At 72.1% G+C, this 25,585-nt stretch carries 23 protein-coding genes; 5 read left to right on the top strand and 18 right to left on the bottom strand.

The annotated features are described in order from the left end of the window. The first annotated feature begins 69 nt into the window (after nt 1–69). Nucleotides 70–576, top strand: a complete 507-nt coding sequence (locus tag OERS_RS01440) for a PLD nuclease N-terminal domain-containing protein (protein ID WP_068623784.1) — start codon at nt 70–72, stop codon at nt 574–576. Nucleotides 577–623: 47 nt separating this feature from the next. Here the strand turns inward: OERS_RS01440 and OERS_RS01435 are convergent, their stop codons facing one another. From OERS_RS01435 to OERS_RS01405, 7 genes are all read right to left on the bottom strand, one after another. Then, nucleotides 624–1,919 carry an LCP family protein gene (locus tag OERS_RS01435; RefSeq protein ID WP_248948277.1) on the bottom strand — a complete coding sequence of 432 codons (1,296 nt, stop codon included), beginning with the start codon at nt 1,917–1,919 and terminating at the stop codon, nt 624–626. A 150-nt stretch (nt 1,920–2,069) separates the two neighbouring features. Beyond that, nucleotides 2,070–3,035 carry a c-type cytochrome biogenesis protein CcsB gene (ccsB, locus tag OERS_RS01430; protein ID WP_068623782.1) on the bottom strand — a complete coding sequence of 322 codons (966 nt, stop codon included), beginning with the start codon at nt 3,033–3,035 and terminating at the stop codon, nt 2,070–2,072. Then, nucleotides 3,032–4,942, bottom strand: a complete 1,911-nt coding sequence (resB, locus tag OERS_RS01425; RefSeq protein ID WP_082848770.1) for a cytochrome c biogenesis protein ResB — start codon at nt 4,940–4,942, stop codon at nt 3,032–3,034. Before resB ends, ccsB begins: the two co-directional genes overlap by 4 nt. Further along, nucleotides 4,942–5,715, bottom strand: a complete 774-nt coding sequence (locus OERS_RS01420) for a cytochrome c biogenesis CcdA family protein (RefSeq protein WP_056763251.1) — start codon at nt 5,713–5,715, stop codon at nt 4,942–4,944. The genes resB and OERS_RS01420 overlap by 1 nt, the downstream gene beginning before the upstream one ends. A gap of 69 nt (nt 5,716–5,784) precedes the next feature. Then, a complete protein-coding gene (locus OERS_RS01415; protein WP_082848771.1) occupies nt 5,785–6,429 on the bottom strand; it encodes a TlpA family protein disulfide reductase in 645 nt (214 codons plus the stop codon). Between the two features lie 52 nt (nt 6,430–6,481). Beyond that, nucleotides 6,482–7,171 carry a histidine phosphatase family protein gene (locus tag OERS_RS01410; RefSeq protein WP_056649749.1) on the bottom strand — a complete coding sequence of 230 codons (690 nt, stop codon included), beginning with the start codon at nt 7,169–7,171 and terminating at the stop codon, nt 6,482–6,484. A 92-nt stretch (nt 7,172–7,263) separates the two neighbouring features. Further along, entirely contained in the window at nt 7,264–7,770 is a 507-nt protein-coding gene (locus OERS_RS01405; protein WP_068623779.1) for a MarR family winged helix-turn-helix transcriptional regulator, read from the bottom strand. A 216-nt stretch (nt 7,771–7,986) separates the two neighbouring features. Here OERS_RS01405 and OERS_RS01400 point away from each other — a divergent pair, with 216 nt between their 5' ends. After that, the gene (locus OERS_RS01400) at nt 7,987–8,538 is read left to right on the top strand and encodes a YceI family protein (RefSeq protein ID WP_056649743.1); all 552 of its coding nucleotides are present in this window, start codon (nt 7,987–7,989) and stop codon (nt 8,536–8,538) included. Between the two features lie 162 nt (nt 8,539–8,700). Here OERS_RS01400 and OERS_RS01395 read toward each other — a convergent pair whose 3' ends face one another. Together OERS_RS01395 and OERS_RS01390 are read right to left on the bottom strand one after the other, a co-directional pair. After that, the gene (locus tag OERS_RS01395) at nt 8,701–9,405 is read right to left on the bottom strand and encodes a redox-sensing transcriptional repressor Rex (protein WP_068623777.1); all 705 of its coding nucleotides are present in this window, start codon (nt 9,403–9,405) and stop codon (nt 8,701–8,703) included. Nucleotides 9,406–9,500: 95 nt separating this feature from the next. Next, nucleotides 9,501–9,860, bottom strand: coding sequence for a glutaredoxin family protein (locus OERS_RS01390; protein ID WP_322788275.1), 360 nt, complete (start codon nt 9,858–9,860; stop codon nt 9,501–9,503). Nucleotides 9,861–9,965: 105 nt separating this feature from the next. Between OERS_RS01390 and OERS_RS01385 the strand changes: the two genes are divergently transcribed. Continuing rightward, nucleotides 9,966–10,775 (top strand): HAD family hydrolase, encoded by an 810-nt coding sequence (locus OERS_RS01385; protein ID WP_068623773.1) that lies wholly within the window; start codon nt 9,966–9,968, stop codon nt 10,773–10,775. Nucleotides 10,776–10,930: 155 nt separating this feature from the next. Here OERS_RS01385 and OERS_RS20460 read toward each other — a convergent pair whose 3' ends face one another. Both OERS_RS20460 and OERS_RS01380 read right to left on the bottom strand, forming a co-directional pair. Continuing rightward, complete coding sequence (locus tag OERS_RS20460; protein WP_003792170.1) at nt 10,931–11,029, bottom strand: 30S ribosomal protein bS22; 99 nt, start codon at nt 11,027–11,029, stop codon at nt 10,931–10,933. A 221-nt stretch (nt 11,030–11,250) separates the two neighbouring features. Next, the gene (locus OERS_RS01380) at nt 11,251–12,447 is read right to left on the bottom strand and encodes an acetoin utilization protein AcuC (protein WP_248948275.1); all 1,197 of its coding nucleotides are present in this window, start codon (nt 12,445–12,447) and stop codon (nt 11,251–11,253) included. 273 nt (nt 12,448–12,720) lie between these two features. On the opposite strand from OERS_RS01380, the gene OERS_RS01375 reads away from it, so the two are divergent. Next, the gene (locus OERS_RS01375) at nt 12,721–14,097 is read left to right on the top strand and encodes a TrkH family potassium uptake protein (protein ID WP_056649729.1); all 1,377 of its coding nucleotides are present in this window, start codon (nt 12,721–12,723) and stop codon (nt 14,095–14,097) included. A 72-nt stretch (nt 14,098–14,169) separates the two neighbouring features. Continuing rightward, nucleotides 14,170–14,841 (top strand): potassium channel family protein, encoded by a 672-nt coding sequence (locus tag OERS_RS01370; protein WP_056649726.1) that lies wholly within the window; start codon nt 14,170–14,172, stop codon nt 14,839–14,841. Nucleotides 14,842–15,011: 170 nt separating this feature from the next. Here the strand turns inward: OERS_RS01370 and OERS_RS01365 are convergent, their stop codons facing one another. The 7 genes from OERS_RS01365 to OERS_RS01335 all read right to left on the bottom strand — a co-directional run bounded on the left by OERS_RS01365 (nt 15,012) and on the right by OERS_RS01335 (nt 25,562). Then, on the bottom strand, nt 15,012–15,596 hold the full coding sequence (locus OERS_RS01365) for a hypothetical protein (RefSeq protein ID WP_068623771.1): 585 nt from the start codon (nt 15,594–15,596) through the stop codon (nt 15,012–15,014). Between the two features lie 196 nt (nt 15,597–15,792). Next, complete coding sequence (locus OERS_RS01360; protein WP_056650029.1) at nt 15,793–16,524, bottom strand: ABC transporter permease; 732 nt, start codon at nt 16,522–16,524, stop codon at nt 15,793–15,795. 95 nt (nt 16,525–16,619) lie between these two features. After that, the gene (locus OERS_RS01355; protein ID WP_068623769.1) at nt 16,620–17,396 is read right to left on the bottom strand and encodes an ABC transporter ATP-binding protein; all 777 of its coding nucleotides are present in this window, start codon (nt 17,394–17,396) and stop codon (nt 16,620–16,622) included. Beyond that, complete coding sequence (locus tag OERS_RS01350) at nt 17,383–18,036, bottom strand: TetR/AcrR family transcriptional regulator (protein WP_068623767.1); 654 nt, start codon at nt 18,034–18,036, stop codon at nt 17,383–17,385. Before OERS_RS01350 ends, OERS_RS01355 begins: the two co-directional genes overlap by 14 nt. Nucleotides 18,037–18,262: 226 nt before the next feature. After that, the gene (locus OERS_RS01345; RefSeq protein ID WP_068623765.1) at nt 18,263–20,323 is read right to left on the bottom strand and encodes an Ig-like domain-containing protein; all 2,061 of its coding nucleotides are present in this window, start codon (nt 20,321–20,323) and stop codon (nt 18,263–18,265) included. Then, nucleotides 20,320–22,596 carry a glycoside hydrolase family 127 protein gene (locus OERS_RS01340; protein WP_068623763.1) on the bottom strand — a complete coding sequence of 759 codons (2,277 nt, stop codon included), beginning with the start codon at nt 22,594–22,596 and terminating at the stop codon, nt 20,320–20,322. Before OERS_RS01340 ends, OERS_RS01345 begins: the two co-directional genes overlap by 4 nt. 170 nt (nt 22,597–22,766) lie before the next feature. Beyond that, the gene (locus tag OERS_RS01335) at nt 22,767–25,562 is read right to left on the bottom strand and encodes an immunoglobulin-like domain-containing protein (RefSeq protein ID WP_083201134.1); all 2,796 of its coding nucleotides are present in this window, start codon (nt 25,560–25,562) and stop codon (nt 22,767–22,769) included. Nucleotides 25,563–25,585: the final 23 nt, after the last annotated feature.

The raw sequence follows: 25,585 nt of genomic DNA, 5'->3' as shown, positions 1-25,585 counted from the left end.
CGCGCACCCCCGGGAGCCCCCGGGCCGCAGCCTGGACACGTCCTTGCCCCGGACGCATAGGCTGGGGGCATGTCCCGCGTCCTGCTGACCCTGCTCGCCGTAGGCCTCGCGGTCTACGCCCTCTCCGACTGCGCCACGAGCGAAGAGCACGACCGGAGCGGGATCCCCAAGGGACTGTGGATCGTGATGATCATCTTCCTGCCGTTCGTCGGTCCGCTCGCCTGGATCTTGGTCTCCCGCACGCAGCGCTCGCGTCACGCCGCCGCGGGCGGCGCCGGCTCGCCCCGCCGCCCGGGGGCCGGAGGAGCACGGCGCCGCAGCAGCGGACCGGTCGCTCCTGACGACGACCCGGACTTCCTCTGGAAGCTCGAGCAGCAGCGTCGTCGCGAGGCGCGCGACGAGGGTTCCGCGTCCGGGTCGGGGACTGCGCCGGGCGCGGCTCCTGGCCACGCCCCCGGTGCGGCCGACCGCAAGGACGAGCGCGAGCAGGAGCCGCGATCCCCGGGCAAGGGCTCGACGGGCGAGACGGACAGCGCGCCGGACGCGCCGTCGTCGGGCAGCAACGACCCCTCCTAGCAAGGAACCAGCCCGCACCGGCTACGTCGCCAGGAGCCTCACCGCGATCAGCACGTCTCCTGGGCGTCGGCCGACGTGATCGCCTCGCCCGGCAGCCGGTCGGCCAGAGGGTCGACCGGCGCGTCGGGCGAGGGCGTCGTCGTCGCGCCGTCGACGGGTGGCACCGTGGCCGAGTCAGGTGTCGGTGGGTCGGCGGGCGCCTCAGGCACGACCGGCTCGTCGGCGGCCAGGCGGGCCCACACGTCTGCGGCCTCGTCGCTCAGGACGACGCGAGCGGGGTTCGACGGCTGGGGACCCGACGGGATCGTCAGGAACGTGACCGCGTCCGCGCGCACCGAGCGGAGCGAGAACGCAAGCCCCTTGAGGTCCACGCCCCCGCTGATCGTGAGCGAGCTCGTCGCGGCGTCCAGGAACCTGATCAGGCTCGGGAGGTCGGTCAGGACGTTCTTGCTCAGCACGGACTTCGTGAGCGCCGCGAGCAACGCCTGCTGGCGACCCATCCGGTAGGTGTCCGAGCCGTCGCTCAGCCCGTGCCGTGCGCGCGCGAGGGCGAGCGCCTCGGCGCCCGACAGGACGTGGTTGCCCGCGGTGAGGTGGAGGTTGGAGTCGTCGTCGTTCATGTCCTCGGGGATGCAGATGGGCACGCCGTCGAGCGCGTCCACCATGGTCTGGAACCCCGCGAAGTCGACCACCAGGAACCCGTCGGTCCGCACCCCGCTGATCTGCTCGACGGTCATCTGGGTGCAGGTCGCGGCCGAGGCGAGGTCCCCACCGGCGTCCCAGCCCCTCGAGAACGCCGAGTTGAACATCGCGCTGGACGATGCCTTGGTCGTCCCCCCGCCCGTGACCGTGCACGCAGGGATCGGGATCATCAGGTCACGCGGGACCGAGACGAGCTCGACGCGCGACCGGTCGGCCGAGACGTGCAGGAGCATCGTCGTGTCCGACCGCATACCTGCCTCGGCACCTCCGATCGACTCGTTCACCCCGGACCGGTCGTCCGAACCGATGAGGACGAGGTTCACGGGGAGCCCTGCAAGGGGGTCCTCGGGGTCCGGGGTCGCGACGGGCGGGCGGGACTCCTCGGGTGCGACGAGCTCCTTGGTGTCCACCTGGTCGACGTTGGCGAGCGACTTCACGACGAGCGCCGCGGCCCCCGACACGCCGAGAGCCAGGACCGCGGTCGTCACGAGGGCGACGACGCGCAGCCACCGGTGCTCACGACGCGCAGCCGCGTGGCGGACCTGCCCGCGCACCACGCTGTCCTTCGGCAGGGAACCCCCGCTCGCGCCCGCCTCAGGGTCGCCCTCGGGCCACGTCCGCCCACCACGTTCGCTGGTCACGAGCGCCGACTCTAGCGAGAGCACCTGTGAGGACGAGGCAGCCACGGCGCGGGCCGTGTCGAGATCCGGTGAAGGCCGGTGGATACACGACAGGGTCGTCCCGCTCGGCGGGACGACCCTGCGTGCCCCGGGCCGCCCGGGGCAGGCCTGCTACTCCTGGGTCGTGATACCCGAGTACGAGTGCTTGCCGTTGAAGATCAGGTTGACGCCCGTGAAGTTGAACAGCACGCACGCGTAGCCCACGATCACGAAGTAGGCCGCACGTCGTCCGGACCATCCACGCGTGGTGCGGGCGTGCAGGTAGGCCGCGTAGACGACCCACACGACGAAGCTCCAGACCTCCTTGGGGTCCCAGCCCCAGTAGCGGCCCCAGGCGTGCTCGGCCCAGATCGCGCCACCGATGATGGTGAAGGTCCACAGGACGAACGCGACCGCGTTGAGGCGGAAGCTCAGCGCCTCGAGCTGCGCGGGCCGGGGCGTGGTGTCGAGCCAGCGCCAGGCGGGATGCCCCAGGAACGCGTTGCCGTTCTCGCGCGAGTCGCGCAGCAGCTGGATCACCGACATGACGAACGCGACCGTGAAGATGCCCGTGGCGATGATCGCGACCCCCACGTGGATCACGAGCCAGTAGGACTGGAGCGCGGGCTGGACGCCCGTGGCGTCGAGGAAGAACGAGTTCTGGGCGACCACGAGGAACAGCACCGAGAGGCCCGTGACGAACGCGCCGAGGAAGCGCACGTCGCGCCGCAGGCTCACCCCGAGGAACACCGCCATCGCGACGAACGCGCCGACGAGCGTGAACTCGTACATGTTGGCCCAGGGCGCGCGGCCGGCGGCGATCCCGCGGGTCACGATCGCGGCGAGGAGCAGGATGGTGCCGAGCCACCCCGTCGAGATGCCGATGCCCGCGGCCTTGCGCGAGACGGGCTTGGCGGGGGTCGCGACCGCGACCCTGACGGGGGCGTCGGCGTCACCGGAGGCGTCGGCGGCGGCCGGCTCGGCGACCGGTTCCTTGGCCCCCAGCCGGGACAGGTCGATCGCGAAGGCGATGAACGCGACCGTGAGCGCGGTCGCCGCCGCCCACACCAGGTCGGAGCTCAGCTCGGCAACGGTCATCGGTCAGCCTTTCGTGGTCGGTCGGCGCGAGCCGGCCCGGTGGTTCGGGTGGAGGACCCGCCGCGTGCGGCGGGTCGTTCGTCGGGGGGTTCGGTCGCGTGCTCGATCCCGGGGAGCGACTCGACCACGCGGTCGACCTCTCCCTGGAGTCCTGCGTCGTCGCCGCGGGCGAGCCCCGCGACCGTGACGACGGTACGCCGCGCGGACGTCTCGCCGTCGGGCACCTCGTCGCTCCACACACGCAACCACACGCGGCGGCGCGGTGTGAAGAGCGAGACGGCCAGCCCGCCGAGCGCGCCGAGCGCGAACACGAGGATCCAGACGAGCGCCGGGTCGTGCCGCATGTCGAGCGCCACGTAGCGCGCGACCGGCCCCTCGGCGAACGTCAGGGTGCCCAGCCCGTCCGGCAGCTCGACCGTCTCGCCCGGCGCGACGAGGACCTGGACGCGGCCTCCCGTCTCGTCGACCGACGCCGTGAGCGTGTCGGTGTTGAGGCGGTAGACGTTCTGCGGCAGCCCGTCGTCGAGGCCCAGGTCGCCCCGGTAGACCTCGAGGACCAGCAGCGGGTTGGCCGGCTGCGGGAAGATCGAGCGAGCCCCGTCCTCGGTGACCTCGGCTGTGGGCAGGAAGTAGCCGACGAGGCCGATCTGGTCGAGCCCGGGCGAGGTGTCGGGCACCTTGATGACCCCGCGCGAGGTGTACATGGTGTCCTCGGGCAGGAACGGGACACGGCCTGCGAACGCGACCTGCCCGTCGGCGTCGTGGATGGTGACCTCGGGTGCGTAGCCGTTGCCCTGCAGGTAGATCTTGGCCCCGCCAGCCACGATCGGGTGGTTGACCTTGATCTGCTCCTCCTGCGAGGAACCGTCGGGGTTGCGCACCGTGACGTTGGCCGTGAAGTCGCGCGACTGCGCGAACGCGACCTGGTCCATCGCGAACTCGGCGTCGAACGAGTCGAGGGTCATCGAGAACGGGACGAGCGAGCTCGGCCGGAACAGCGAGCCGTTCTCGAACGTGTCGTAGTCGACGACCGCGTTCGCGAACCCGCGCCCCTCCGTGATGATCGCCTGCCCACGGAAGTGCAGGAGCTGTCCGGTCGCGACCGAGACGAGCAGGCCCAGGAGCGAGAGGTGGAACAGCAGGTTGCCGGTCTCGCGCAGGTAGCCGCGCTCGGCGGCGACGGTCCGTCGTTCGGGCAGCCCGCGGGCCACGTCGGCCGGCTCGGTCGAGACGTCCACGCGGAACGTGGGCAGCCGGCGGAACCGGCCGCGCAGGTGCGCGGCGGCCGCCTCGACGACCTCGTCGGGAGTCGCCGTGCTCGTGGTCTCGGCCTTGGCGGGGAAGCGGTCGAACCGTCGCGGGGTGCGCGGCGGGCGGTTGCGCACGGCCTGCAGGTGCGCCTTGGTGCGCGGCAGGATGCAACCCACCAGGGAGACGAACAAAAGGATGTAGATCGCGGAGAACCACACCGACGCGTACACGTCGAAGAAGCCCAGCCGGTCGAGCCACTCCCCCGTGCGCGGGTTGTCCTGGAGGTAGGTCAGGACCGCGGCCGGGTCCTGCGGACGCTGCGGCAGCACCGAGCCAGGGACGGCCGCGACGGCCAGCAGCATGAGGAGCATGAGCGCGACGCGCATGCTCGTGACCTGGCGCCAGACCCAGCGCAGGGAGCCCTGGAGGCCGAGCGAGGGGAGCTGCGGCGTGCCGGCCTCGCCGCTGCGCGCGGTTCCGGCAGTGTCCGGGGTCGCGGCGTCGGGTCCGGTCGCGCGCGGGGCGCGCTTCGAGCTGCCCGACGGCGTCGCTCGCGTCTCGGCGGGCGCCTCGCCCTCGGAGGGGCGAGCCTCGGGCTCGGGGTGGCTGAACGCGTCGTCGATGCCCTCGGGGCGGTAGAGGTCCTTGTCGCTCATCAGATCACCGTCTCGAAGCCCGTGATGAGCCCGCCGAGGCGCGAGGTCCAGGTGCCCCAGACGCCGGTCACGAGCGCCAGGCCGATGAGGATGAGCATGCCGCCTCCGATGCGCATGATCGCGAGCCGGTGGCGCCGCAGGAAGGCCACGGCCTTCTTGGACCGCTCGAGGCCGATCCCGATGAGCAGGAACGGGACGCCGAGGCCCAGGCTGTACGCGATGCCCAGGATCGCCCCGCGGCCCGCGGTGGCCTCGTCGAGCGACAGCGCCATGACGGCGGTGAGCGTCGGGCCGATGCACGGGGCCCAGCCCAGGCCGAACACGATGCCCAGCAGGGGGGCTCCCCACAGCCCCGCGGTGGGGCTCAGGTGCAGCCGTCGGTCGCGCTGGAGGAACGGCATGGCACCCATGAACGCGAAGCCCATGAGGATCACGAAGACCCCGATGACGCGCGTGATGACGTCCTCCCACTGCTTGACGTGCACGCCGACCGCACCGGCGGCGACCATGAGCAGGACGAAGACGAGCGTGAAGCCGGCCACGAAGAGCCCGACGCCGGTGGCGACCCGCCACCGGCCCGGGGCGCGCACCGTCCGGACGGCAGTACCGCCACCCCCACCGCCGCTGCCGCCTGCCTGGCGCGACGTGGCGCCGGCGTTGGCCGCGGCGAGCCCGCTCACGTACCCGACGTACCCGGGGACGAGCGGCAGCACGCACGGGGACGCGAAGGACACGAGCCCCGCGAGGAGCGCGACGGGCACCGCCAGCAGCATGGAACCGCTGAACGCCGTGGTGGCGAACGTGGTGCCGACGTCACCGGCGAAGGAGAGAGGGTTCACGGGTCAGGCGTCCTCTGCGAGGACGTCGTCGACGAGCCCGGTGAGGGTCGAGCCCTCGGCACGACCGATGATGCGCGCGGCGACGCGCCCCTCGCGGTCGAGGACGACCGTCGTGGGCACCGCCTGGATGGGCACCGAGCCCTCGAGCGTCGCGATCGCCTCGCCGCGCGTGTCCTCGATCGAGGGGTAGGGCACCTCGAACGTGCGCTCGAACGCGAGCGCGGCGCCCGCGTCGTCGGTGCTGTTGATCCCGAGCAGGCGCACCCCCTGGTCCGCGCGGTCGTTCGCGAGCGCGACCAGGTCGGGTGCTTCGGCCCGGCACGGCGCGCACGACGCGTACCAGGTGTTGAGCACGACGACGTCGCCGGCCCACTCGCTCGTGTCGATCGCGTTGCCCTCGAAGTCCGTGCCGGTCAGGACGACGGGGTCGTCACGGTCCGACACGTCCCACGTCTTGACCGAGCCGTCGCCCGAGACGTAGCCCTGACCCACGACGTCGTCGGGGCTCGTGGCGCCCGACTCCTGGGCGCAGCCCGTGAGGACCAGGCCGAGCGAGACGATCGCGACGGGGACGAGAGCAGGACGACCGGCGGTGCGACGCCCGGGTGCGGGCGCGCGACCGTGCCGGGCACGGAAGGGGTGGATCATGGCAGCACTGTCTCCCACCTGCCTGGGCACAACCTGAGAAACCCCTGGTGGGTCACGCTCCGGAGACCTTCGCGGCCCCCGGCAGCAGGTCCGCGACCGGCTCGGTGTAGTGGATCCCGACGAGGCGGTCGCCGTCGAAGCGCAACGAGGTGAGGGACGCGAGCGAGCACTGACGGTTGCGCGGGTCGTGCCACAGGCGCTTGCCCTCGAACGCCAGGCGCGAGATCCAGATGGGGAGCTGGTGGCTCACGAGCACGACCTCGCGCCCCTCGGCCTGCGCGCGGGCGTCGTGGATCGCGGCGTGCATGCGCGCGACCTGCTCCTTGTAGGGCTCGCCCCAGGACGGGCGCAGCGGGTTCCAGAGGTAGGGCCAGTGCCCGGGGTGGCGCAGCGAGCCGTCGCCCACGCCGAACTTCATCCCCTCGAAGTGGTTGCCCGCCTCGATGAGCCGCTCGTCGGTCCCGAGCGGCAGGCCGAAGGCCTCGGCGACGGGCGTCGCGGTCTCCTGCGCGCGCTGGAGCGGGGACGCGATGACCAGGGCGACGTCGAAGGGCTCGTGCGCGCCGTCGTCGGGCAGTGCGGGTGCGCCTTCCGCGGGCTTGCCCGACAGGTGCCCCGCGACGCGACGCGCCATGGTGTGCCCGAGCTCGGAGAGGTGGTACCCGGGGATTCGCCCGTAGAGGATGCCGTCCGGGTTGAAGACTTCACCGTGACGCATGAGGTGGACCGTGGTTGCAACCATGCCGACCAGTCTCCCAAAGATCTGGCGCGCGCGGTGCACGTGCCCGGGGTGCTCCGGGCCACACCTCGCCGCCCGGCGCGCCTGGGTCTTGGCTACTGCTCGTGCGGCTCCACGACCCGGCACGCCTCGGCGACCGCTTCCATGGCCTCGCCGAGGTTGCGCAGCTGCGCCGGGGTCAGGACGTCGACCAGGTAGCGACGGACCGCGGTCACGTGGCCCGGGGCCGACGCGACGAGCTCGGCGTACCCCGCCTCCGTCATGACGCAGTTCACACCCCGTCCGTCGCCCACGCTCGCGGCGCGACGTACGAGCCCGCGCTGCTCCATGCGGTGGACCGTGTGGGTCACGCGGCTGCGGGAGCGGGCCAGGCCGTCGGCCAGCGCGGACATGCGCAGGGTGTGGTCGGCCGCCTCGGACAGGCGGACCAGGAGCTCGTACTCACCGAGGGTCAGGCTCGAGAGGTCCTCGTGCTCCCTGCTGAGGGCTTCGACGAACCGCGCCGAGCCGTCGAGGAACGAGCGCCAGTAGCGCTGCTGGTCGTCGTCGAGCCAGGAGGTGTCGTGCACCGTGGTGGCGTGCTGGTCCTGCTGAGCCGTCATCTCTTCCTTCATCCGTCACGCCCCCTCCGTGTGAACAACGGCCCCATTCTCCCATCGTCGGGGGTGGTGGCCGGTCCAGGGAGAACTCGTGCCCTCCTCGGGGAATAGAGGGCGGGGGGCTTGCGTTGATGCGTTCGTATGAAGTTGAATCTTCAACTAATGGCACGTCGACGGCGCGCCTGACGCAAACGCAACTCGACCTCTCAGGAGACACCCATGGCCACGAACCTTCCTTCCGGACTGACCGCAGGCACCTACGCGATCGACCCCTCGCACTCGCAGGCGACCTTCACGGTCCGCCACGCAGGAATCTCCAAGGTCCGCGGCTCGCTCGCGATCGCCGACGGCAACATCACCATCGGTGACGACGTCGAGTCCTCCAACGTGGTCGCCGCGATCGACGCCAAGTCGGTCAACACGGGTGACGCGGGCCGCGACGGCCACCTCCAGTCGGCCGACTTCTGGGACGCCGAGAAGAACCCGACCTGGAACTTCGTCTCGACCGCCGTCGAGGCCGACGACGACGACTTCGTCATCGCGGGCGACCTGACCATCAACGGCGTGACCAAGCCGGTCAAGCTCGAGACCGAGTTCACGGGCACCGCCGTCGACGCCTACGGCAACTCGCGCGCCGGGTTCGAGGCCGAGACCGAGATCTCCCGCAAGGAGTTCGGCCTGACCTGGAACGTGGCCCTCGAGGCCGGTGGCGTGCTCGTCGGCGACAAGATCAAGATCGCGCTCGACCTCTCGGCGATCAAGCAGGCCTGAGCCTCTCGCCCCCGAACCGGCCCCCGCGTCCTGACGCGGCCGGTACGCCAGGAGCCGGCGACCCGTCACGGGTCGCCGGCTCCTGTGCTGTCCGGGCGAGGTGCGCACGGGCCCGACGGCGGGACGCGCCCCCGCGGTCGGCTCGCCACCCGTCGGGGCGCCCTAGGCTCCGGCGCCCTCGTCGTCGTCCTCGTCCGCACCGGGCTCGCCCGAGGGGCGGTTCGCGAGCGCCCGGGCCTGCGCGTGGAAGGCCAGGATCTGCAGCTCGCTGCCCACGTCGACGGACCGCACGATCACGTCGTCGGGCAGCTGGAGGGCGCGCGGCGCGAAGTTGAGGATCTCGCGGACCCCCGCCTCGACGACGCGCTCGGCGACGTCCTGCGCGACGTGCGCGGGCGTGGCCAGGACGACGATCGTGACGTTCTCGCGGGCGATGACCTCCTCGAGCGCGTCGACGTGCTCGACCACGAGGCCCGCCGCCTCGGTGCCCACGACCGAGGGCGACGCGTCGAGCAGGGCCGCGACCTCGAAGCCACGGGTCCCGTAGCCCGAGTAGTTCGCGAGCGCGTGGCCCAGGCTACCGATACCGATGATGGCGATCCGGTGCTCGTCGGTCACGCCCAGCGCCGACGTGATGTAGGTCGCGAGCGAGTCGACCACGTACCCGACGCCGCGCGTCCCGTACGACCCGAGGAACGACAGGTCCTTGCGGAGCTGTGCGGAACCGACCCCGGCCAGCTCGGCGAGCTCGGTCGACGACGTGGTCTCCACGCCGCGTCCCTCCAGGTCGCGCAACGCCCGCAGATAGGCGGGCAGGCGTGTCACCGTCGCGCCAGGAATGCCGGTGTCCCCCAGGGTCTCTGCCACTCGTACCACCCATACCTCGTCATGTCGTCGTCGTTGACGACCTCGCTGTGCTGCTTTCTCGGATCATCTCAGGCTCTGGGCCCGAACGCGGAACGTCAGCCGCTGACGCGCCGCCGGGCGATCGCCTTGGCGAGCCGTGCGCCGTCGACCTGCCAGAACCCTTGCTGGACCCCGTCCACGGTCACGACCGGGACGTAGTCGCCGTACTCGGACGCGAGCGCACCCGTCGGGTCGTCGTCCACGTTGACCTCGGCCCACGTGACCTGCTGCTCGGCGCACACCGCCTCGACGATCTCGCGGGCCGTGTCGCACAGGTGGCACCCGTCGCGCCCGTAGAGCACGACGCGCGGAGGGTCGGCCCGGGGAGGAGCGGCCGGGGCGAGCGCCTCGGCCACTGCCTCGGGTCCTGCGGCTCGACCTGTGGCATGTCCGGCGGCGGGTTCTGCGGTGCTCACTCCCCCAGCCTACGCATCCCGGACAGAAGGTCCGGCCGGGCACCCGGCATCCTGAGGCGCGCGGGTCGTCGGCGGGGGGCGGTGGGCGCCGATAGAGTGGACGGCATGCCGACGTCTGCACCTGGGTCCACCCATCCGACGGCGGCCTTCTTCGACGTCGACAACACCATCATCCGGGGCGCCAGCTCGTTCCACCTGGCCAGGGCGCTGTACCAGCGCGGCTTCTTCTCCACCCCGGACCTCGTGACGTTCGCGTTCCACCAGGCCCGCTACCTCCTGCTCGGGGAGAACAAGCGCCAGATCGACCAGGTCCGCTCCCGGGCCCTCGACCTCATCGCCGGCCGGTCGGTCGCCGAGGTCGTCGCGATCGGCGAAGAGGTCTACGACCAGGTCCTCTCCCTGCGGATCTTCCCCGGGACCCAGAAGCTCCTGGACGAGCACATCGCGGCCGGCCACCAGGTGTGGCTCGTGTCCGCGACCCCTCTGGAGATCGGCCAGCTCATCGCCCGGCGGCTCGGGGCCACCGGGGCGCTCGGCACGGTCGCCGAGCACGAGGACGGTCTCTACACGGGCCGCCTCGTGGGCGACATGATGCACGGCCGGGCCAAGGCCGCGGGCGTGCGCGAGCTCGCCGAGCGCCACGGGATCGACCTCCCGGCCTCCTATGCCTACGGCGACTCGCTCAACGACGTCACCATGATGCAGGCCGTGGGCCACCCGTGCGCGATCAACCCGGACACGCGGCTGCGTCGCCACGCCAAGGACGTCGGGTGGCCCATCCGCGAGTTCCGCGGCAGGCGCCGACGCGTCGCGAACCGCGGGCTCAAGACCGCGAGCTGGGCGGGGGCGGCCTGGGTCCTCGGGCTCGTCATGCGCTCGATCCAGCGCTCGCTCAAGGGCCGCACGGGCCTCTGACCCGCCGCTCCCCGGCCCGGCGGCCAGCAGGGACCCGACCATCCGGGGCCCGCGGCAGTCCTGGAGCCCGCGACGATCCCGGGCATGCGAAGAGCCCGGCACCCCTGAGGGGTTCCGGGCTCCTGCGGCAACCGGCGCGTGAACGCGCCGCGCTGCTACTTCTTGTTACGACGCTGGTGGCGCGTCTTGCGAAGCAGCTTGCGGTGCTTCTTCTTGGCCATACGCTTGCGGCGCTTCTTGATGACGGAGCCCATGGGTCCTCACAATGCTGGATCGGTGTGCGATCGGGATCGCCCCGATCATGGTGGTCCACGGCTGATCGGGAACCGACCAACACGAGAAAAAGTCCGTCCCTTAGCCTACCTGCTCCCAGGCTGTCGCCAGAAATCGAGCGAGGGTGACGTCGTCGGGCGGGGGGCGGGACACCCTGGCGGGCGCTCGCCCGCCGCCCCGTTCCGGGGCTCCCCGAACCGCCTCAGTCGAAGTGCGCGTCCAGTCCCAGCAACGGGAACACGGCCTTGCGCGTCGCGACGACCGCGCGGTCGACCTCGTCCTCGGGGTCGTAGCCCCGCCCCCACGACGTGAACGCGACCTCGCCGTCCCCCATGAGTGCGGCAGTCTCGCGATGAGCGACCGCGGTGATGTGGTCGCGCCACGCGACCGGCACGGGCGTGGACGGCGCCACGGGCGCGTGGACGACCTCCGCGACGACGTTGGACCACGCGAACGGGACGACCGACGTGACCGAGTAGCCCCCGCCGCCCAGGGCGACCCAGCGCCCCTCGGCGAGCTCGTGCGTCAGCTCGTGGATCCAGCGCACGGCCGTGCGCTGGGCGTCGATGCTCACGTCGAGATCGCTCAACGGGTCGTGGCCGTGCGCGTCGCAGCCGTGCTGGGACACGACCACCTGCGGCCGGAACGCGCGCAGGACGGGCGGGACCACCGCGTCGACGGCCCGCAGCCAGCGCGAGCCGTCGGTCCGGCGCGGCAGGCCGAGGTTGACCGCGGTGCCCGACGCCGTGGCACCACCCGTGTCCGTCGCGTGGCCCGTGCCGGGGAACAGCGTCGCGCCGCTCTGGTGGACCGAGACCGTCAGGACGCGCGGGTCGTCCCAGAAGATCGACTCGACGCCGTCGCCGTGGTGCGCGTCGAGGTCGACGTACGCGACGCGCTCGGCGCCGTCGTCGAGGAGGCGCCGGACCGCGGCCGCGGCGTCGTTGTAGATGCAGAAGCCGGACGCGGCCCCGCGCTGGGCGTGGTGCATGCCGCCCGCGATGTTCACGGCGTGCAGCGCGTGCCCCGACCAGACCGCGCCCGCGGCCTCGTACGAGCCCGACAGGATGCGTGCCGCGGCCTCGTGCATCCCGGCGAAGACCGGGTCGTCCTCGGTGCCCAGCCCCAGCGCGGCGTTCTCCACCCCTTGCTCCGAGGCCGCGTGGACCGCGGCGACGTAGGCCGGGTCGTGCACCAGGTCGAGCACCTCGTCGGTGGCGGGCGACGTCCCGACGACCTCGACGCCCGGGGCGTCGAGCAGGCCCAGCGCGCGCACCAGGCGCATGGTCAGGTCCAGGCGCGTCGGGGACATGGGGTGCCCGTGCCCGAAGTCGTACCCCAGCAGGTCCGGGCTCCACACGACCTGCGCGACGAACGGCACGGTGTCGGTTCCGGTCACGTGCGCTCCTCGGTCGGTGGTCCTCGTCCGGACGGCGGGTGCGCCGTCGCACGGCCCGTACCGCGGCACGCGACGGTGTCGGCGGCAGGCAGGAAACACGGTAGCGCCCGCACGGCCCGACGGCGCCACGCGGTTCAGCCGGTGGGCAGGGGCCGTCCTGTGGCAGAGTTGGGCGACACATCGGCACGCACGGCGACCGGACGACCCCGCAAGGGCCTCCCCCGCCACCCGTCCACCCGGACGAGGACGCACGGACAGCGAGACGGAGGACCGATGCCCCAGGGGGTTTCCGGGCGCTTCTTCGCAGGACGAGAGCTGGTCGACCGCCTCGCCCGCCACTCCCCGGCCCGCCTCGCGGTCACGGTCTTCGCGGCGGTGATCTCGCTCTTCACGCTGCTCCTCATGGCCCCCTGGGCCACGACGTCCGGGAAGTCGGCGCCGCTGATCGACGCGCTCTTCACCGCGACGTCGGCCGTGTGCGTCACGGGCCTCGTGGTCGTCCCGACGGGGACCTACTGGTCCACGTACGGGCAGGTCGTGATCCTCGTGGGCATCAAGATCGGTGGTCTGGGCGTCATGACGCTCGCCTCGATCCTCGGCATGGCCGTCTCGCGGCGCATCGGCCTGACGCAGAAGCTGCTCACGGCCTCGGAGACCAAGACGACCCGGCTCGGCGAGGTCGGTTCGCTCGTGCGCGTCGTCATCATCACCTCGACCAGCATCGAGCTGCTCATCGCGCTGCTGCTCCTGCCGCGCTTCATCGTGCTCGAGGAGACGTTCGGCGAGGCCGCCTGGCACGGCCTGTTCTACGGGATCTCGGCGTTCAACAACGCGGGCTTCATCCCCACGGCCGAGGGCCTGACCCCCTACGTGGGCGACTGGATGCTGCTCATGCCGATCATCATCGGCGTGTTCATCGGCTCGCTGGGCTTCCCCGTGATCCTCAACATCATGCGCAACCGGCGGCGCGCCTCGAAGTGGAACCTGCACACCAAGCTGACGCTCACCACGAGTGCCGTCCTGGTCGTGGTGGCCGTTGTCCTCTTCGCGGCGTTCGAGTGGACCAACGCCAAGACGCTCGGCCCGCTGAGCCTCAACGAGAAGATCCTCGCGTCGCTGTTCGCCGGGGTCATGCCCCGGTCCGCGGGCTTCTCGACGATCGACATCAACGGCATGCACGAGTCGAGCTGGCTCATCACCGACGCGCTCATGTTCGTCGGTGGCGGCAGCGCCTCGACGGCGGGCGGCATCAAGGTCACGACGCTCGCGGTCATGCTGCTCGCGATCGTGTCCGAGGCGCGCGGCGACCGCGACCTCGAGGCGTTCGGTCGGCGCATCCCGCGCGAGACCCTGCGCCTGGCCGTGGCCGTGTCGTTCATCGGCGCGACGGCCGTGCTCGTCGCGAGCCTGCTGCTGCTCGAGATCACGGGCTGGACCCTCGACGTGATCCTCTTCGAGACCATCTCGGCGTTCGCGACCGTGGGCCTCTCGACGGGCGTGACGGCCGACCTCCCGACCGCCGGCAAGTACGTCCTCGTCGTGCTCATGTTCATCGGCCGCACCGGGACCATGACGCTCGCGGCGGCACTCGCGCTGCGCGACCGGCGCCGCGTGATCCGCTACCCCGAGGAACGCCCGATCATCGGCTGACCCCGCCCCCTGCTCCCCCTGGCGCGGTCCCGGCTCACGGCCGGCCCGCCTCTCCCGACGAAAGGTCCCCAGGTGCCCGACAAGAAGGCCCCCGAGAAGAACGCCGGCGTGCTCGTGATCGGGCTCGGCCGGTTCGGCTCCGCGATCGCCGCGACCCTCGACCGGCTCGGCCAGGACGTGCTCGCGGTCGAGCGCTCGCCCGAGCTCATCGCCCAGTGGTCGGGCCGCATCCCCCTCGTCGAGGCCGACGCCTCGAACCCCACCGCCCTGGAGCAGCTCGGCGCGCGCGACTTCCCGGTCGCGGTCGTGGGTGTGGGCACCTCGCTCGAGGCGAGCGTGCTCATCACGGGCAACCTGGTGGACCTGGGCACGCCACAGATCTGGGCCAAGGCCATCTCGGCCGAGCACGGGCGCATCCTGCAGCGCATCGGTGCGCACCACGTGGTGTTCCCCGAGGCCGACGCGGGCAGCCGCGTGGCGCACCTGGTCTCGGGCAAGCTGCTCGACTACATCGAGGTCGAGGACGGCTTCACGATCGTCAAGATGCGGCCACCCAAGGAGACGCAGGGCTTCACGATCGAGCAGACCAAGGTCCGCGACCGCTACGGCGTGACCATCATCGGAGTGAAGTCGCCGGGCCAGGACTTCGTGTACGCCGAGCCGACCACGCGCATCTCCGCGAACGACCTGCTCATCGTCTCGGGGCACGCGGAGCTGCTGGAACGGTTCGCGGCGCGTCCGTAGCCACGCACGGGGCCCGCGTTCCCCACCGAGCGATCAGCTGTCAGAAGCCCACCGGGGTATGTCCCGGTGGGCTTCTGACGACTGATCGACGTCTCGTCGTCCGGGTCACGTGCCGGGCGCCGGCGGACCGTTCCTGGGGCCACGAGGGCCCGCAGGCCCGACGGCGCCGCTCAGCTCGCGCGCGTCCGGCGCCGTCTCAGGGCCGCGCCTCCCGCGACGAGGCCACCGGCGATCGCCAGGGTGCCCACGACCGTGACGCCCGTGGAGGCCAGCGGGCCGGGGACCTTGCCGGGGGTCCCGCCCTCGGCGGTCGTGCCGTTGCCCGTGGTCGTCCCTCCGCCCGTCCCGCCGCCGTCCGTGCCGCCGACGGCGCTGCGGACGTCGAACGACGCGGACCGGACCGAGGCCCCGCTCACGGGGTCGGTCACCACGACGTAGTGGGGTCCGGCGACCGTCGAGAGCGGGATGGTCGTGGCGAGCTCGATGGTCCCGTCGGCGCGCGCCGTCACGGTCCCGAGGAACGTGGGTGTCGAGTGGAGGTGCACGTCGTACGTCACGAAGGGCACGAATCCCTGACCCCGGACGACGAGCGTCCCTCCCGGGACGGGGTTCTCCGCGACCGTGTCGACCGCGGAGAGCGTGGTGATCCCCGTGATGCCGACCTGCAGGCTCACGCCCTCCGGTCCGTGGTCCCCGACCGGCACCGGCGGGGCGGCGACCGCGGGCAGCCCTCCGAGGACGATCCCGCCTGCCACGACCAGTCCTGCCACAGCCCCTGCGAACGTGCGGGCTCGAGCCCGCGGGTCCACGATCCGCACTTGCGCACTCCCTTGTCGCCTCGCGCCCCCGAGCGCGCCCATCCTCCCACGTCCTGGGGCCCCTGCGGGCGCCTCAGCGGGTGAGATTCGGCGAACCGTGGTACAGGGCGGCGCCGAGGCCTCCCGGCCAGGCCTACGCGGTCCGGCGCCTCAGCGTGAGCGTCCCCAGGACGATCGCGCCCAGGATGAACCCGACGATGACCGCGACGGCACCGCGCACGTCGGCGAACCCGCCGCCCGCAGCCACGTCCTGGAGCGCCGAGACGCCGTACGTCAGGGGCAGCACCCGGCTGATGGCCTCGAGCACCGCGGGCATCTCGTCCCGCGGCATGAGCAGGCCGCACGTGATGAGCTGCGGGAACAGGATCACGGGCATGAGCTGCACGGCCTGGAACTCCGAGCGGGCGAGCGCCGAGGCCGCGAGCCCCAGGCACGACCCGAGGATCGCGTCGAGCACCGCGACGAGCACGACGAGGCCCACGGGCCCCGCGACGTCCATGCCGCACACCCACACCGCGAACGCCACCACGACCAGGGCCTGCACGGTCGCGAGGAGCGCGAACGCGAGCGCGTACCCGCCCACGAAGTCGCCCTTGCCGAGCGGCATGGTCATGAGGCGCTCGAGCGTCCCCGACTGCCGTTCGCGCAGCGTCGTGACGCTCGTGACGAGGAACATGATGATCATGGGGAACAGCCCCACGAGGATGGGGCCGAACTGGTCCAGGACGGGCGTCCCGTCGAACATCCAGGCGATGAGCCCGAGCAGCACGCACGGCAGCACGACGAGCAGCGCGATGGTGCGCGGGTCGTTGCGGATCTGCCGCAGGACCCGGCCCGCGGTCGCGAGGGTCAGGCCCGGGCTCAGGGCACGGGGTGCGTGCCGCACCGGGGCTGCGCGCTCGCCCTCGCGCCTCGACGTACCCGTCGCGAGCGTCGCCGCTTCCCGTGCGTCGTGCGCGCTCATGACGCCTCCCCTCCGAGGTGACGCGGACTCCTGGCGGCTGCCGCGCCGTCGGGCACGGGGGTCTCCTCCACGAGGCGCAGGAACGCGTGCTCGACGTCGTGGGCGCCCGTGCGCTCGAGCAGGCCCGGCAGGGTGTCGTCCGCGAGCAGGCGACCGTCGCGCAGCAGGAGGAGCCGGTCGCAGCGCGTCGCCTCGTCCATGACGTGCGACGACACGAGCAGCGAGGTCCCGGCGTCACGCAGGCGCGCGAACAGGTCCCACAGGTCGCGGCGCAGCACGGGGTCGAGCCCGACGGTCGGCTCGTCGAGCACGAGCAGCTGCGGGTCTCCGAGCAGCGCGGCCGCCAGCGAGACACGCGAGCGCTCACCGCCCGAGAGCGTGCCGACCCGGCGCCGGGCGTGCCGCGCGAGGTCCACGGCGTCGGTCACGCGCGCGACGTCGCGCGGACCGACGCCCAGGATCGTCGCGAAGTAGCGCAGGTTCTCGGTCACGCTGAGGTCCGCGTAGACGCTGGGCGACTGTGTCACGTACCCGACCTGGCGCCGCAGCACGGGGTCGCCGGCCGCGCGGCCCAGGACCTCGACCTCGCCGCCCGTGATCTGCTGGACCCCGACGAGCGCGCGCATGAGCGTGGTCTTGCCGCTCCCGCTCGGCCCGAGCAGGCCGACGATCTGACGGTCAGGAACCGTGAGGTCGAGCCCGTGCAGGACCGTGGTCCCGCCGCGGTCGACGCGGAGGCTGCGGACGCTGATGACCGGGTCAGTATTCCCCATGTGAGGAATTCTGCTCCTCGGGAGGTCCCGGCGCAAGACCCTCGTCCACGCCCTCGAGATACCGCTGGATCGTCGGGGCGATCGACTGCACCAGCTCGTCGGGGGACATCGACGCCACGGGCTCGAGGCGCAGGAGGTGCCGGGCGACCAGCACCCCGAGCACCTGGCTCGCGACCAGCCCCACGCGCCGCGCCGCGACCTCGCGCGGCAGGAGCGCGGCGACCTGGTCGAACACCGTCCGCTGGAGATAGCGCGGCAGCTCCTGCACGTGCCCGTCGGCCGAGAGCAGCCCGGACAGCACGAGCCGGAGCTGGACCTGCCCGTCGGGCGCGTCCCAGACCGCGAGCACGGTCCGCGCGAGCCGCTCGCCCAGGCCCTCGATCCCCCCCTCGGCGAACCGGCCCGCGAGCGCCTGCGGGTCCGCGCCCGCGGGGACGAGCGAGGCCGCGAAGAGCTCGCCCTTGCCGTCGAAGTAGTGCCGGATCAGGCCCGGGTCCACCCCGGCCGCGCGTGCCACACCGCGCATGCTCACGGCGTCGTAGCCCTTGGCGGCGAACTCCTCGCGCGCCGCGGCCACGATCGACGCCCGGGTGTCCTCGCCCGCGGGCCGTCGGCCCCGCCGCACCGCACCAGCACTCATGCCTCGATTCTGCCCGACGGCGGAGCGCACCCGCGCTCCCGGGTGCGCTGCGGCGTCGGGCGGGAGAGGACGACGACGCCCGGCCCGCCGCGACGCAAGGAGACGTCGCGGCGGACCGGGCGTGGCCCCGGTGCACCGGCCGGCCAGGGCACGGCCCCGGGGCAGCCGCGGGACGAGACAGCACCGCCTCGCCCCGCGGCGGTCATCGGGTCGTCGGGTCAGCCGGTCACCCGCAGTCGAGGGCCGCGTACGGCGCCTCGAACGTCGCGGAGGTGCCGTCGGCGCCGCCCGTGCTCGCGGTGATCGTGACGACCCCGGCGTCGACCGAGCCCGCACGCGTCGCGAACGACTGCGACGCGCTCTTGCCCGGCGCCACCCCGGTGAACGACTTGGACCCGAACGCCGAGCCGACCTTGACGTCGACCGGCACGTCCTCACCGTTCACCGCACGCACCGACACGGCGACCTTGCCCGCCACGCACTTCGCCGAGGCCGAGACCTCGACCGCGAGGTCGGGGTCGGGCTCGCCCAGGGCGGGCAGCTCGATCCGCTGTCGGACCTCCTGGTTGCCCGCGGCGTCGGTCGCCGCGAACTCGATGACCTGCGGCTCCTCGGTCAGGGCACGCGTGAACGGCTCCTGGTAGGTGCCCCAGAACGTGCCCGGCCCCTCCCACTGGATCCGGTCCACGCCCGACCCGGCGTCCGTGGCGGTGAGCGTGACCTCGACGCTCGACCCGAGGTTCTTGACCGTGGCGACCGTGACCGGCGCGGTCGCGTCGACCTTGAGCTCGCGGGTCGCCTCGCCCACGTTGCCCGACGCGTCGGTCGCGCGGGCCGCGACCGTGCGCACCCCGTCCGTGTCGACCGTGACCGGGCCCGTGTACGCGGCCCAGGCACCGCCGTCGACCGAGACCTCGACCGCGGGGGCCGGGTCGCGGTTGTCGCTCGCCGCGACCGTCACCCGCACGGGCTCGACGTACCAGCCCGAGGTCGCCGGACCTGGCTCGACCGACAGGAAGACCGTGGGTGCGATGGTGTCCTCGGCGTCGTCCGGGGCCACGACGAACACGGTCGCCTCGGCCGGCAGGTCGGTCCCCTCGACGTCCCCCTCCACGAAGAAGAGCCCGCCCGCCTCGGCGTAGTGCGACGGCTCGACGGCGTCCCACTCGACTCCCGTGCGGCTGTCGCGCGAGCCGTCCTCGAACGCGGCCGTGACGCTCGACGGCAAGGTCGGCGCGGTGCCCGCGAGGGTCACGACGCTCACGTAGTCGACCTCGGTCACGTCGCCGGGCTCGCCGTCGCGCACGTAGACCGTGCCCTGGACGGGCTCGACGATCCCCTCGGCCACCCCCGTGACGCCGAAGCTGCCCTTCTCGGCGACCTGCTCGGCCGTGACGTCGGCCCAGTCGACAGCGACGGACGCGACGCGCCCGTCCTCGTAGATCGCGTCGACGTCCTCGGGCAGGTCCGGCAGCTCGCCCACGAGCGTGGGGACGTGCACGGGCGAGACGTCGATGGGCGCGTTGGGGTCGACCGGCTCGGGCTCCTCGGTGCCGCCCGTGCCCCACAGCTCCCACTCGGTGACCCCGACGGCCGAGTACGTCGCGACCGTGGCTCCCTTGAGCGCGTTGAACGTCGCCCTCACCTTGGTCGTGGTCACGGGCTCGAAGGTCGTCTCGTTCGGCGCGAGGCGCGCCGTCCCGTAGGCGCTGGGGTTGACGACGTCCTTGTACGTCGAGGTCGCCTCGTCCCAGTACTGGATCTTCCACGACCCCGGGACCCGGACGTTGTCGCCGTTGGCCCCCTCGCCGTCCGACCAGAACGACAGGACCGAGCGGTCGACCCGGACGGGCGCCTCCCACGCGTACTCGAGCCACTGCGTCGCGGGGCGGTTCCCGTCCCACGTGGCCCACGCCTTGTCGTACGAGCCGGTGTGCGCGACCTCTCCGTCGTTGACGGCGTCGATCGCGTGCCAGCTCGCGGTGTAGCTCGCCTCGGGAGTGCCGAGGAGGGCCACGTTGGCCGGAGCCTCCGCGGCGGCCGTCACGGCCGGGAGGGAAGAGCCCACCGCGGCGACCGCGATCCCTGCGCCGCCCAGCGCCCCGGCCCCCACGAGCACTCCCGCGAGCGTCGCCGCCGTCCACCGTCGCGGTCGGGAGAACCCGGCCGCCCCTCGTCCTGCTCGTGCCATGACCGTCCCTCGTCCCGGGGCCTGCAGGCCCGTTGCGTCGTGCCCGTGCGTGCTGTCCGGCGCCGCGTCGCGGCGCCGCCCCTCGTGGGCGCTCACGCGATCTTCGCCTTGCCTGCCGCGACCAGGACCTTCTGGCTGTCGCGGCGCGTCAGCAGGCCCTCGGCCACGAAGGTCTCGGCCGTGCGCTGGACCGTCGCGAGGAACGCCGCACGGTCCACGAACGAGCCCTCGGCCCAGACGACATCGAGGAACGACGTGCCGTTCGCGCGGCGCGCGTTGGCCACGCCCGAGTCGGTGCCCGCGAACACGATCCTGGGCTCGGAGCGCTCGAAGTACATGTGGTAGAGCGCGCTGCCACCCGAGTACGCCGGCTCGAAGGTCAGGTCGCCGAGCTGGAACACGTTGTCCCCGAGCGCCTTGGCCGCGGTGTCCAGGCTCCCGTCGAGCCGCATGCTGGCGTACAGCGAGAGCTTGAGGAACTTCGTGGCCGCGCTGCGGGCCAGCAGGACCACCGGTCCGTAGTGCAGGGCCTGGATCGCCGGGTTGTCGATCGTGGGCTCGACGCGCAGCGAGAGCGGCATCGAGATCTCGACGCGGTCGCCGCTCGTCCACGTGCGGCTCACCGTGACGTAGGTGCCGGGCGCGGCCGCGAGGTCCTGCGCCTCACCGTTGACCTTCACGGTGAACCCGCGCTGGATCCAGCGCGGGACCCGCAGCCGCAGGTCGAGCGGACCCGAGCCGTTGACCACGAGCGTGCTCGCCCCGACCTTGGGGTACTCGGTCTGCTGCACGATCTCGAAGCCCTGCTCGGACCAGTCGAGCGTCGAGGCGACGTAGAGGTTGACGTGCAGCACGGGGTTGCCGGGGGCGTCCTCGGCCGACCGGAAGTAGATCGAGTCGCGGTACTTGACGTGGTTCTCGAGGCCCGTGCCCCCGCAGCACGTGCCCGTGTTGTCGTACTCGCGGCGCGCCCCGGGGTGGACCGGGTACATGTACGTGACCTCGGGGCTCGTCGAGGACTCGGCGTTCTTGCGCGAGCCCAGGATGTGGTTGAGCACCCCGGTCTCGTAGTAGTCCATGTACTTCGGGTCGAGCGTGTGGAAGTAGAGCAGGCGCGAGACCTTGAGCATGTTGTACGTCGCGCAGGTCTCGGCGTTGCGCGTGCCGATGTCCCCCGCGACGGTGTTCGCGGGGCCCCACAGCTCGCCCTCGCCGTTGCCGCCGTGCGCGTAGGTGCGCCCCGGGACGACCATGCCCCAGAAGTTCTTCACGGCGTCGAAGTACTTCTGCTCGTGCGTGTGCGAGTAGACCTTGAGGTAGCCCGGGAACTGCGGGATGTGCTGGTTGGCGTGCTTGCCGTTGAGCGTGTCGGTGCCTGCGGCCGAGGCGTTCACGAGCGCGTTGAGGTCGAACAGCTTCGCGGTCGCGAGGAAGTCCTCACGACCGGTGATCTGGTGGAGGTCGGCCATGACCTCGTTCATGCCGCCGTACTCGCCCGCGATGTAGATGGCCCACATGCGCTCGAGCTGGTCCGCGGGGAGCTTGCTCAGGCGGCTGTGGACCCACTCGCCCATCGACGTGACGATCTCGAGCGCCTGGGCCGAGCCCGTGAGGTGGTAGGCCTCGAGCAGTCCGGCCATGATCTTGTGGCACGTGTAGTACGGCGCCCAGATCTCGCCGTACGGCGCGTACTTCTCGAGCTGGCTGAACTGCCACTCGCCGTACGCGGCGAGGAAGCCCGGGTGGCTGTAGCGGCCCGTGGCCGCGAGCGCGGCCTGGACCTCGCCCAGCCCCGCGACGATCGCGTCGACCTTGTCCTTGAAGACGGCCTCGCCCGTGCTCCCGTAGGCGAGCGCGACCATCGACAGGAAGTGGCCCGCGTAGTGACCGCGCAGCAGGTTCGCGGTCTGGGTGTTCGCGCGGCCCGGGTAGTCGTCAGGACCCCAGGCGTCCTCGTTGGCGTGCCCGAACCCCTCCCACCCGCCGGGGGCGTTGGCCCCCTTGGTGTCGAGCCCTGCGGTCCGACGGAAGACCGCGAGGATCCGGTCGACCGGGTAGGCCCGGGCGAGGTTGAGCGCCTGGTCCTGCGCCCGCGTGAAGACGCTCGGCTCGAGCGTGACCTGCGACATCGAGAACGGCTGTGCCGTCCATCCGTCGAGGGCGACGCTGCGGTCGAGCGACTGCAGGAAGCGCCGGCTGACCGGCGGGGCGGGGTTGACGAACGGTGCCGGTGCGGCGACGGCTGGTGCCGCGACCGCGAGGTTCCCTCCTGCTCCGGCAAGGGTCGCAGCACCGGCTGCGGCCCCGAACGTCAGCGCGCCGAGCCGTAGGACGGATCGGCGCGAGTAGGTCGAGTCGTGCTCTGACATGTCGTGTCACTCCTCATCGAGTTTCGATTCTTCGAGCTGGTGGTGCTGCAGGACCCGACCGCCGGTGGCATCGAGCAGACGACGGGCGCAGGAGGGAAACCTCGCCCACTGCCGGTCAGGCCCTGTCCGGGTCGGGCGGGGGCACGTCGCCCCCGCCCGGCCCGGAAGTGCTAGCCGCAGTCGAGGGCCGCGTACGGCGCCTCGAACGTGGCGGTGACGGGCGAGGCACCCGTCGTGCTCGCGGCGATCGTGACGACCCCGGCCTCGACCGAGCCCGCACGCGTCGCGAACGACTGCGACGCCGACTTGCCCGGCGCCACCCCCACGAACGACTTGGATCCGAACGCCGAGCCGACCTTGACGTCGACCGGCACGTCCTCACCGTTCACCGCACGCACCGAGACCGTGACCTTGCCCGCCACGCACTTCGCCGTGGCCGAGACCTCGACCGCGAGGTCGGGGTCGGGCTCGGGGTCGACGGGGGCCGTCACGGTGACCGTGGCGGTGGCCCGCGTCGTGATCGACGGGCCGAACGACCCGCTGACCGCGAACGTGCCGGCCTGCGCCCAGGACGCGGGGTCGACCGCGTCCCACGTGACCGCGAGGTCCTTGGTCGCACCGTCGCCGTACGTCACGGCGACCGTGGCCGGCAGCACGGGCGCGGTACCCGCGGCCGTCGTGACCGTGACGGGGGCGGCCGAGGCCACGAACGCGTCGGGCTGGTAGTGCGCGAGCAGGCGGTCGTACTCGGCCTGCGTGACCGGGAGCACCGTGCCGTGGCGAGGGCTCACGGGCAGGGTCGCGGGCTCGGACTTGGTCCAGACCCCCGAGTCGAGGTCGGCCGACTCGAACGGGACGTAGCCCTTGCCGCCGTGGTAGCTGGGCTGGTCCATGAAGACGTACCACTTCTCCTCGGTGTTGGACTTGAAGACCGTGGGTCCCTCGCCCGCCGTGAAGGTGCCGCCGTAGCCGTTGGGCTGCCCCACGCCGATGTTCTCGGTGATGAGGTCCCAGCTCGTGGCGCGCAGGTCCGTGGACTTCTCGCTCCGGACCGTCATGTACTTCTCGTCCTTGATGAAGCGGTAGTACGTGTCGCCCACCTTGGTCACCGAGGCGTCGATGATGCCGAGGCCCGTGCCGCGCTTGTTGTCGACCCAGATCCGCGGCTCGCTGAAGGTCACGAAGTCACGCGTCGTGGCGTACATCATGCGCTGGTAGCTCGTGGCGATCTTACGGTCGCTGCTGTCGGTCGTCGGGTAGAGGGCAGAGGCCCAGTACACGACGTACTCGCCCGCGGCCTCGTCGTAGAACGCCTCGGGGGCCCAGGTGTTGCCCGCGTAGTCGCTCGAGACCTTGACCATGCGCTGGTCGGACCAGCTCACGAGGTCGGTCGACTCCCAGACCATGAGGCTCAGCGAGCCGCGCTCCTGCGCGTTGCCGAAGTTGTTGCCGCCGTAGATCTTGAGGTCGGTCGCGACGAGGAAGAACTTGTCGCCCTCGGGCGAGCGGATGACGAACGGGTCGCGCAGGCCCTTCTCCCCCAGGCCCGAGCGCAGGACGGTCTTGTCGTCGTTCAGCTCCTGCCACTTGAGCGGGTCGTTGCCCTGGCTCGCGGCGAAGTAGATCTCCTCGCCGTCGGCCGTGCTCTCACCCTTGAAGTAGGGGAAGAAGTACGCCGCGGGCTCCTGGGCCTCGGGGGCCTGGCGGACCGTCGCGGTGCGGGGCTGGGTCGACGTCGCGGTGCCCTTGGTCGCGGTGACCGTGAGCGTCACCTCGGTGTCGCCCGCGCCGTGCGCGGGGCGGTGCACCACTCCTGTGTCGCTCACGGTGCCGGGCGCCGAGGACGTCCACGTCAGGGTCGAGCCCTGCGCACCCTTGGTCGGGAGCGTGAGGTTGCCACGGACGTCGGCGATGTTGGTCACGACGGCGTGCTGCGCGTCCCAGGCAGCCGCCTGGGCGTCGTCGAGGGCCGGGGGGACGACCACGGTGAAGGTCCGCGGGAGCGTCACGGCGCCGCGCGTGACCGAGGCCGTCAGGGTCACGCTCGCGGCCGGCCGCCCGGCGGCGGGCTGGGTGACCTTGCCCGACGACGTCACGACGTCCGCGTGCGAGGTCGCCCACGCGATGGTCGAGCCCTGCGCGCCCGTGACGGGGAGCGTGAGGTTGCTCGTGACGGCGCTCGTGTCGCCCAGGTCGAGGGCGGCGGCGTCGGCTCCCGCGGCCGCTGCCGAGGTCTTCTGCGCGAGGGCCGCGACGTCGTTCGCGGGCAGCGCCCGGTCGTAGACGCGGAAGTCGCGGACCTGGCCCTTGAGGTACTTGTCGCCCGAGTAGAGCGAGCGGCCGATGTAGTTGGCGGTCGTCGTCCCGGCGCCGATCGAGGCGGGGGTCGTGGTGACCGCGGTGTTCTGCGCGACCTGGACGCCGTCCTCGTAGAGGGTCCCGGTCGTGCCGGTCTGCGTGTAGGTCAGGTGCTTCCAGACCCCGCGCGCGAGGTTGGTGCCCTTGGTCGTGTTCTGCTCGGTCGACCAGTTGCCGGACGCGATGCCGGTCCGGTAGGCGTTGCCCGTGGTGAACAGGTAGCCGTTGCCGTTCGAGCCGCTCGTGTTGCCCATGCCCCAGATGAAGTAGGGCGTGGCCTGGGCCGTGTCGACCAGGACGTCGAGGTCGACCGTGACCGAGGTCAGGTTCTTGAGCAGGCTGTCGGGGAGCCGGACGTGGTCGTCGGCCCCGTCGAGCGTGACGCCGTTCGCGCTGCGCGCGGCCCCGTTGACCGTGGCGGCCCCGAAGGTCGAGCCCGGCGCCGAGTTCGCGGCCGACGTGCCGCTCGCCTCGTCGAGCTTGTACCAGGCGACGAGCCCGGCCTCGGGCAGGACGGGATCGGCGGCTGCCACAGCGGTGGTCGTCAGCCCGGTGCTCAGGGCGACGGCGACGCTCGCTGCAACGAGACGTCCCCTGGTTCTTCTCACGATGTGCTCCTTCGGTTCGTGGT

Source organism: Oerskovia enterophila (assembly GCF_001692445.1).
Taxonomy (GTDB): domain Bacteria; phylum Actinomycetota; class Actinomycetes; order Actinomycetales; family Cellulomonadaceae; genus Oerskovia; species Oerskovia enterophila.
This window is presented reverse-complemented; position numbering and strand designations above follow the sequence as displayed.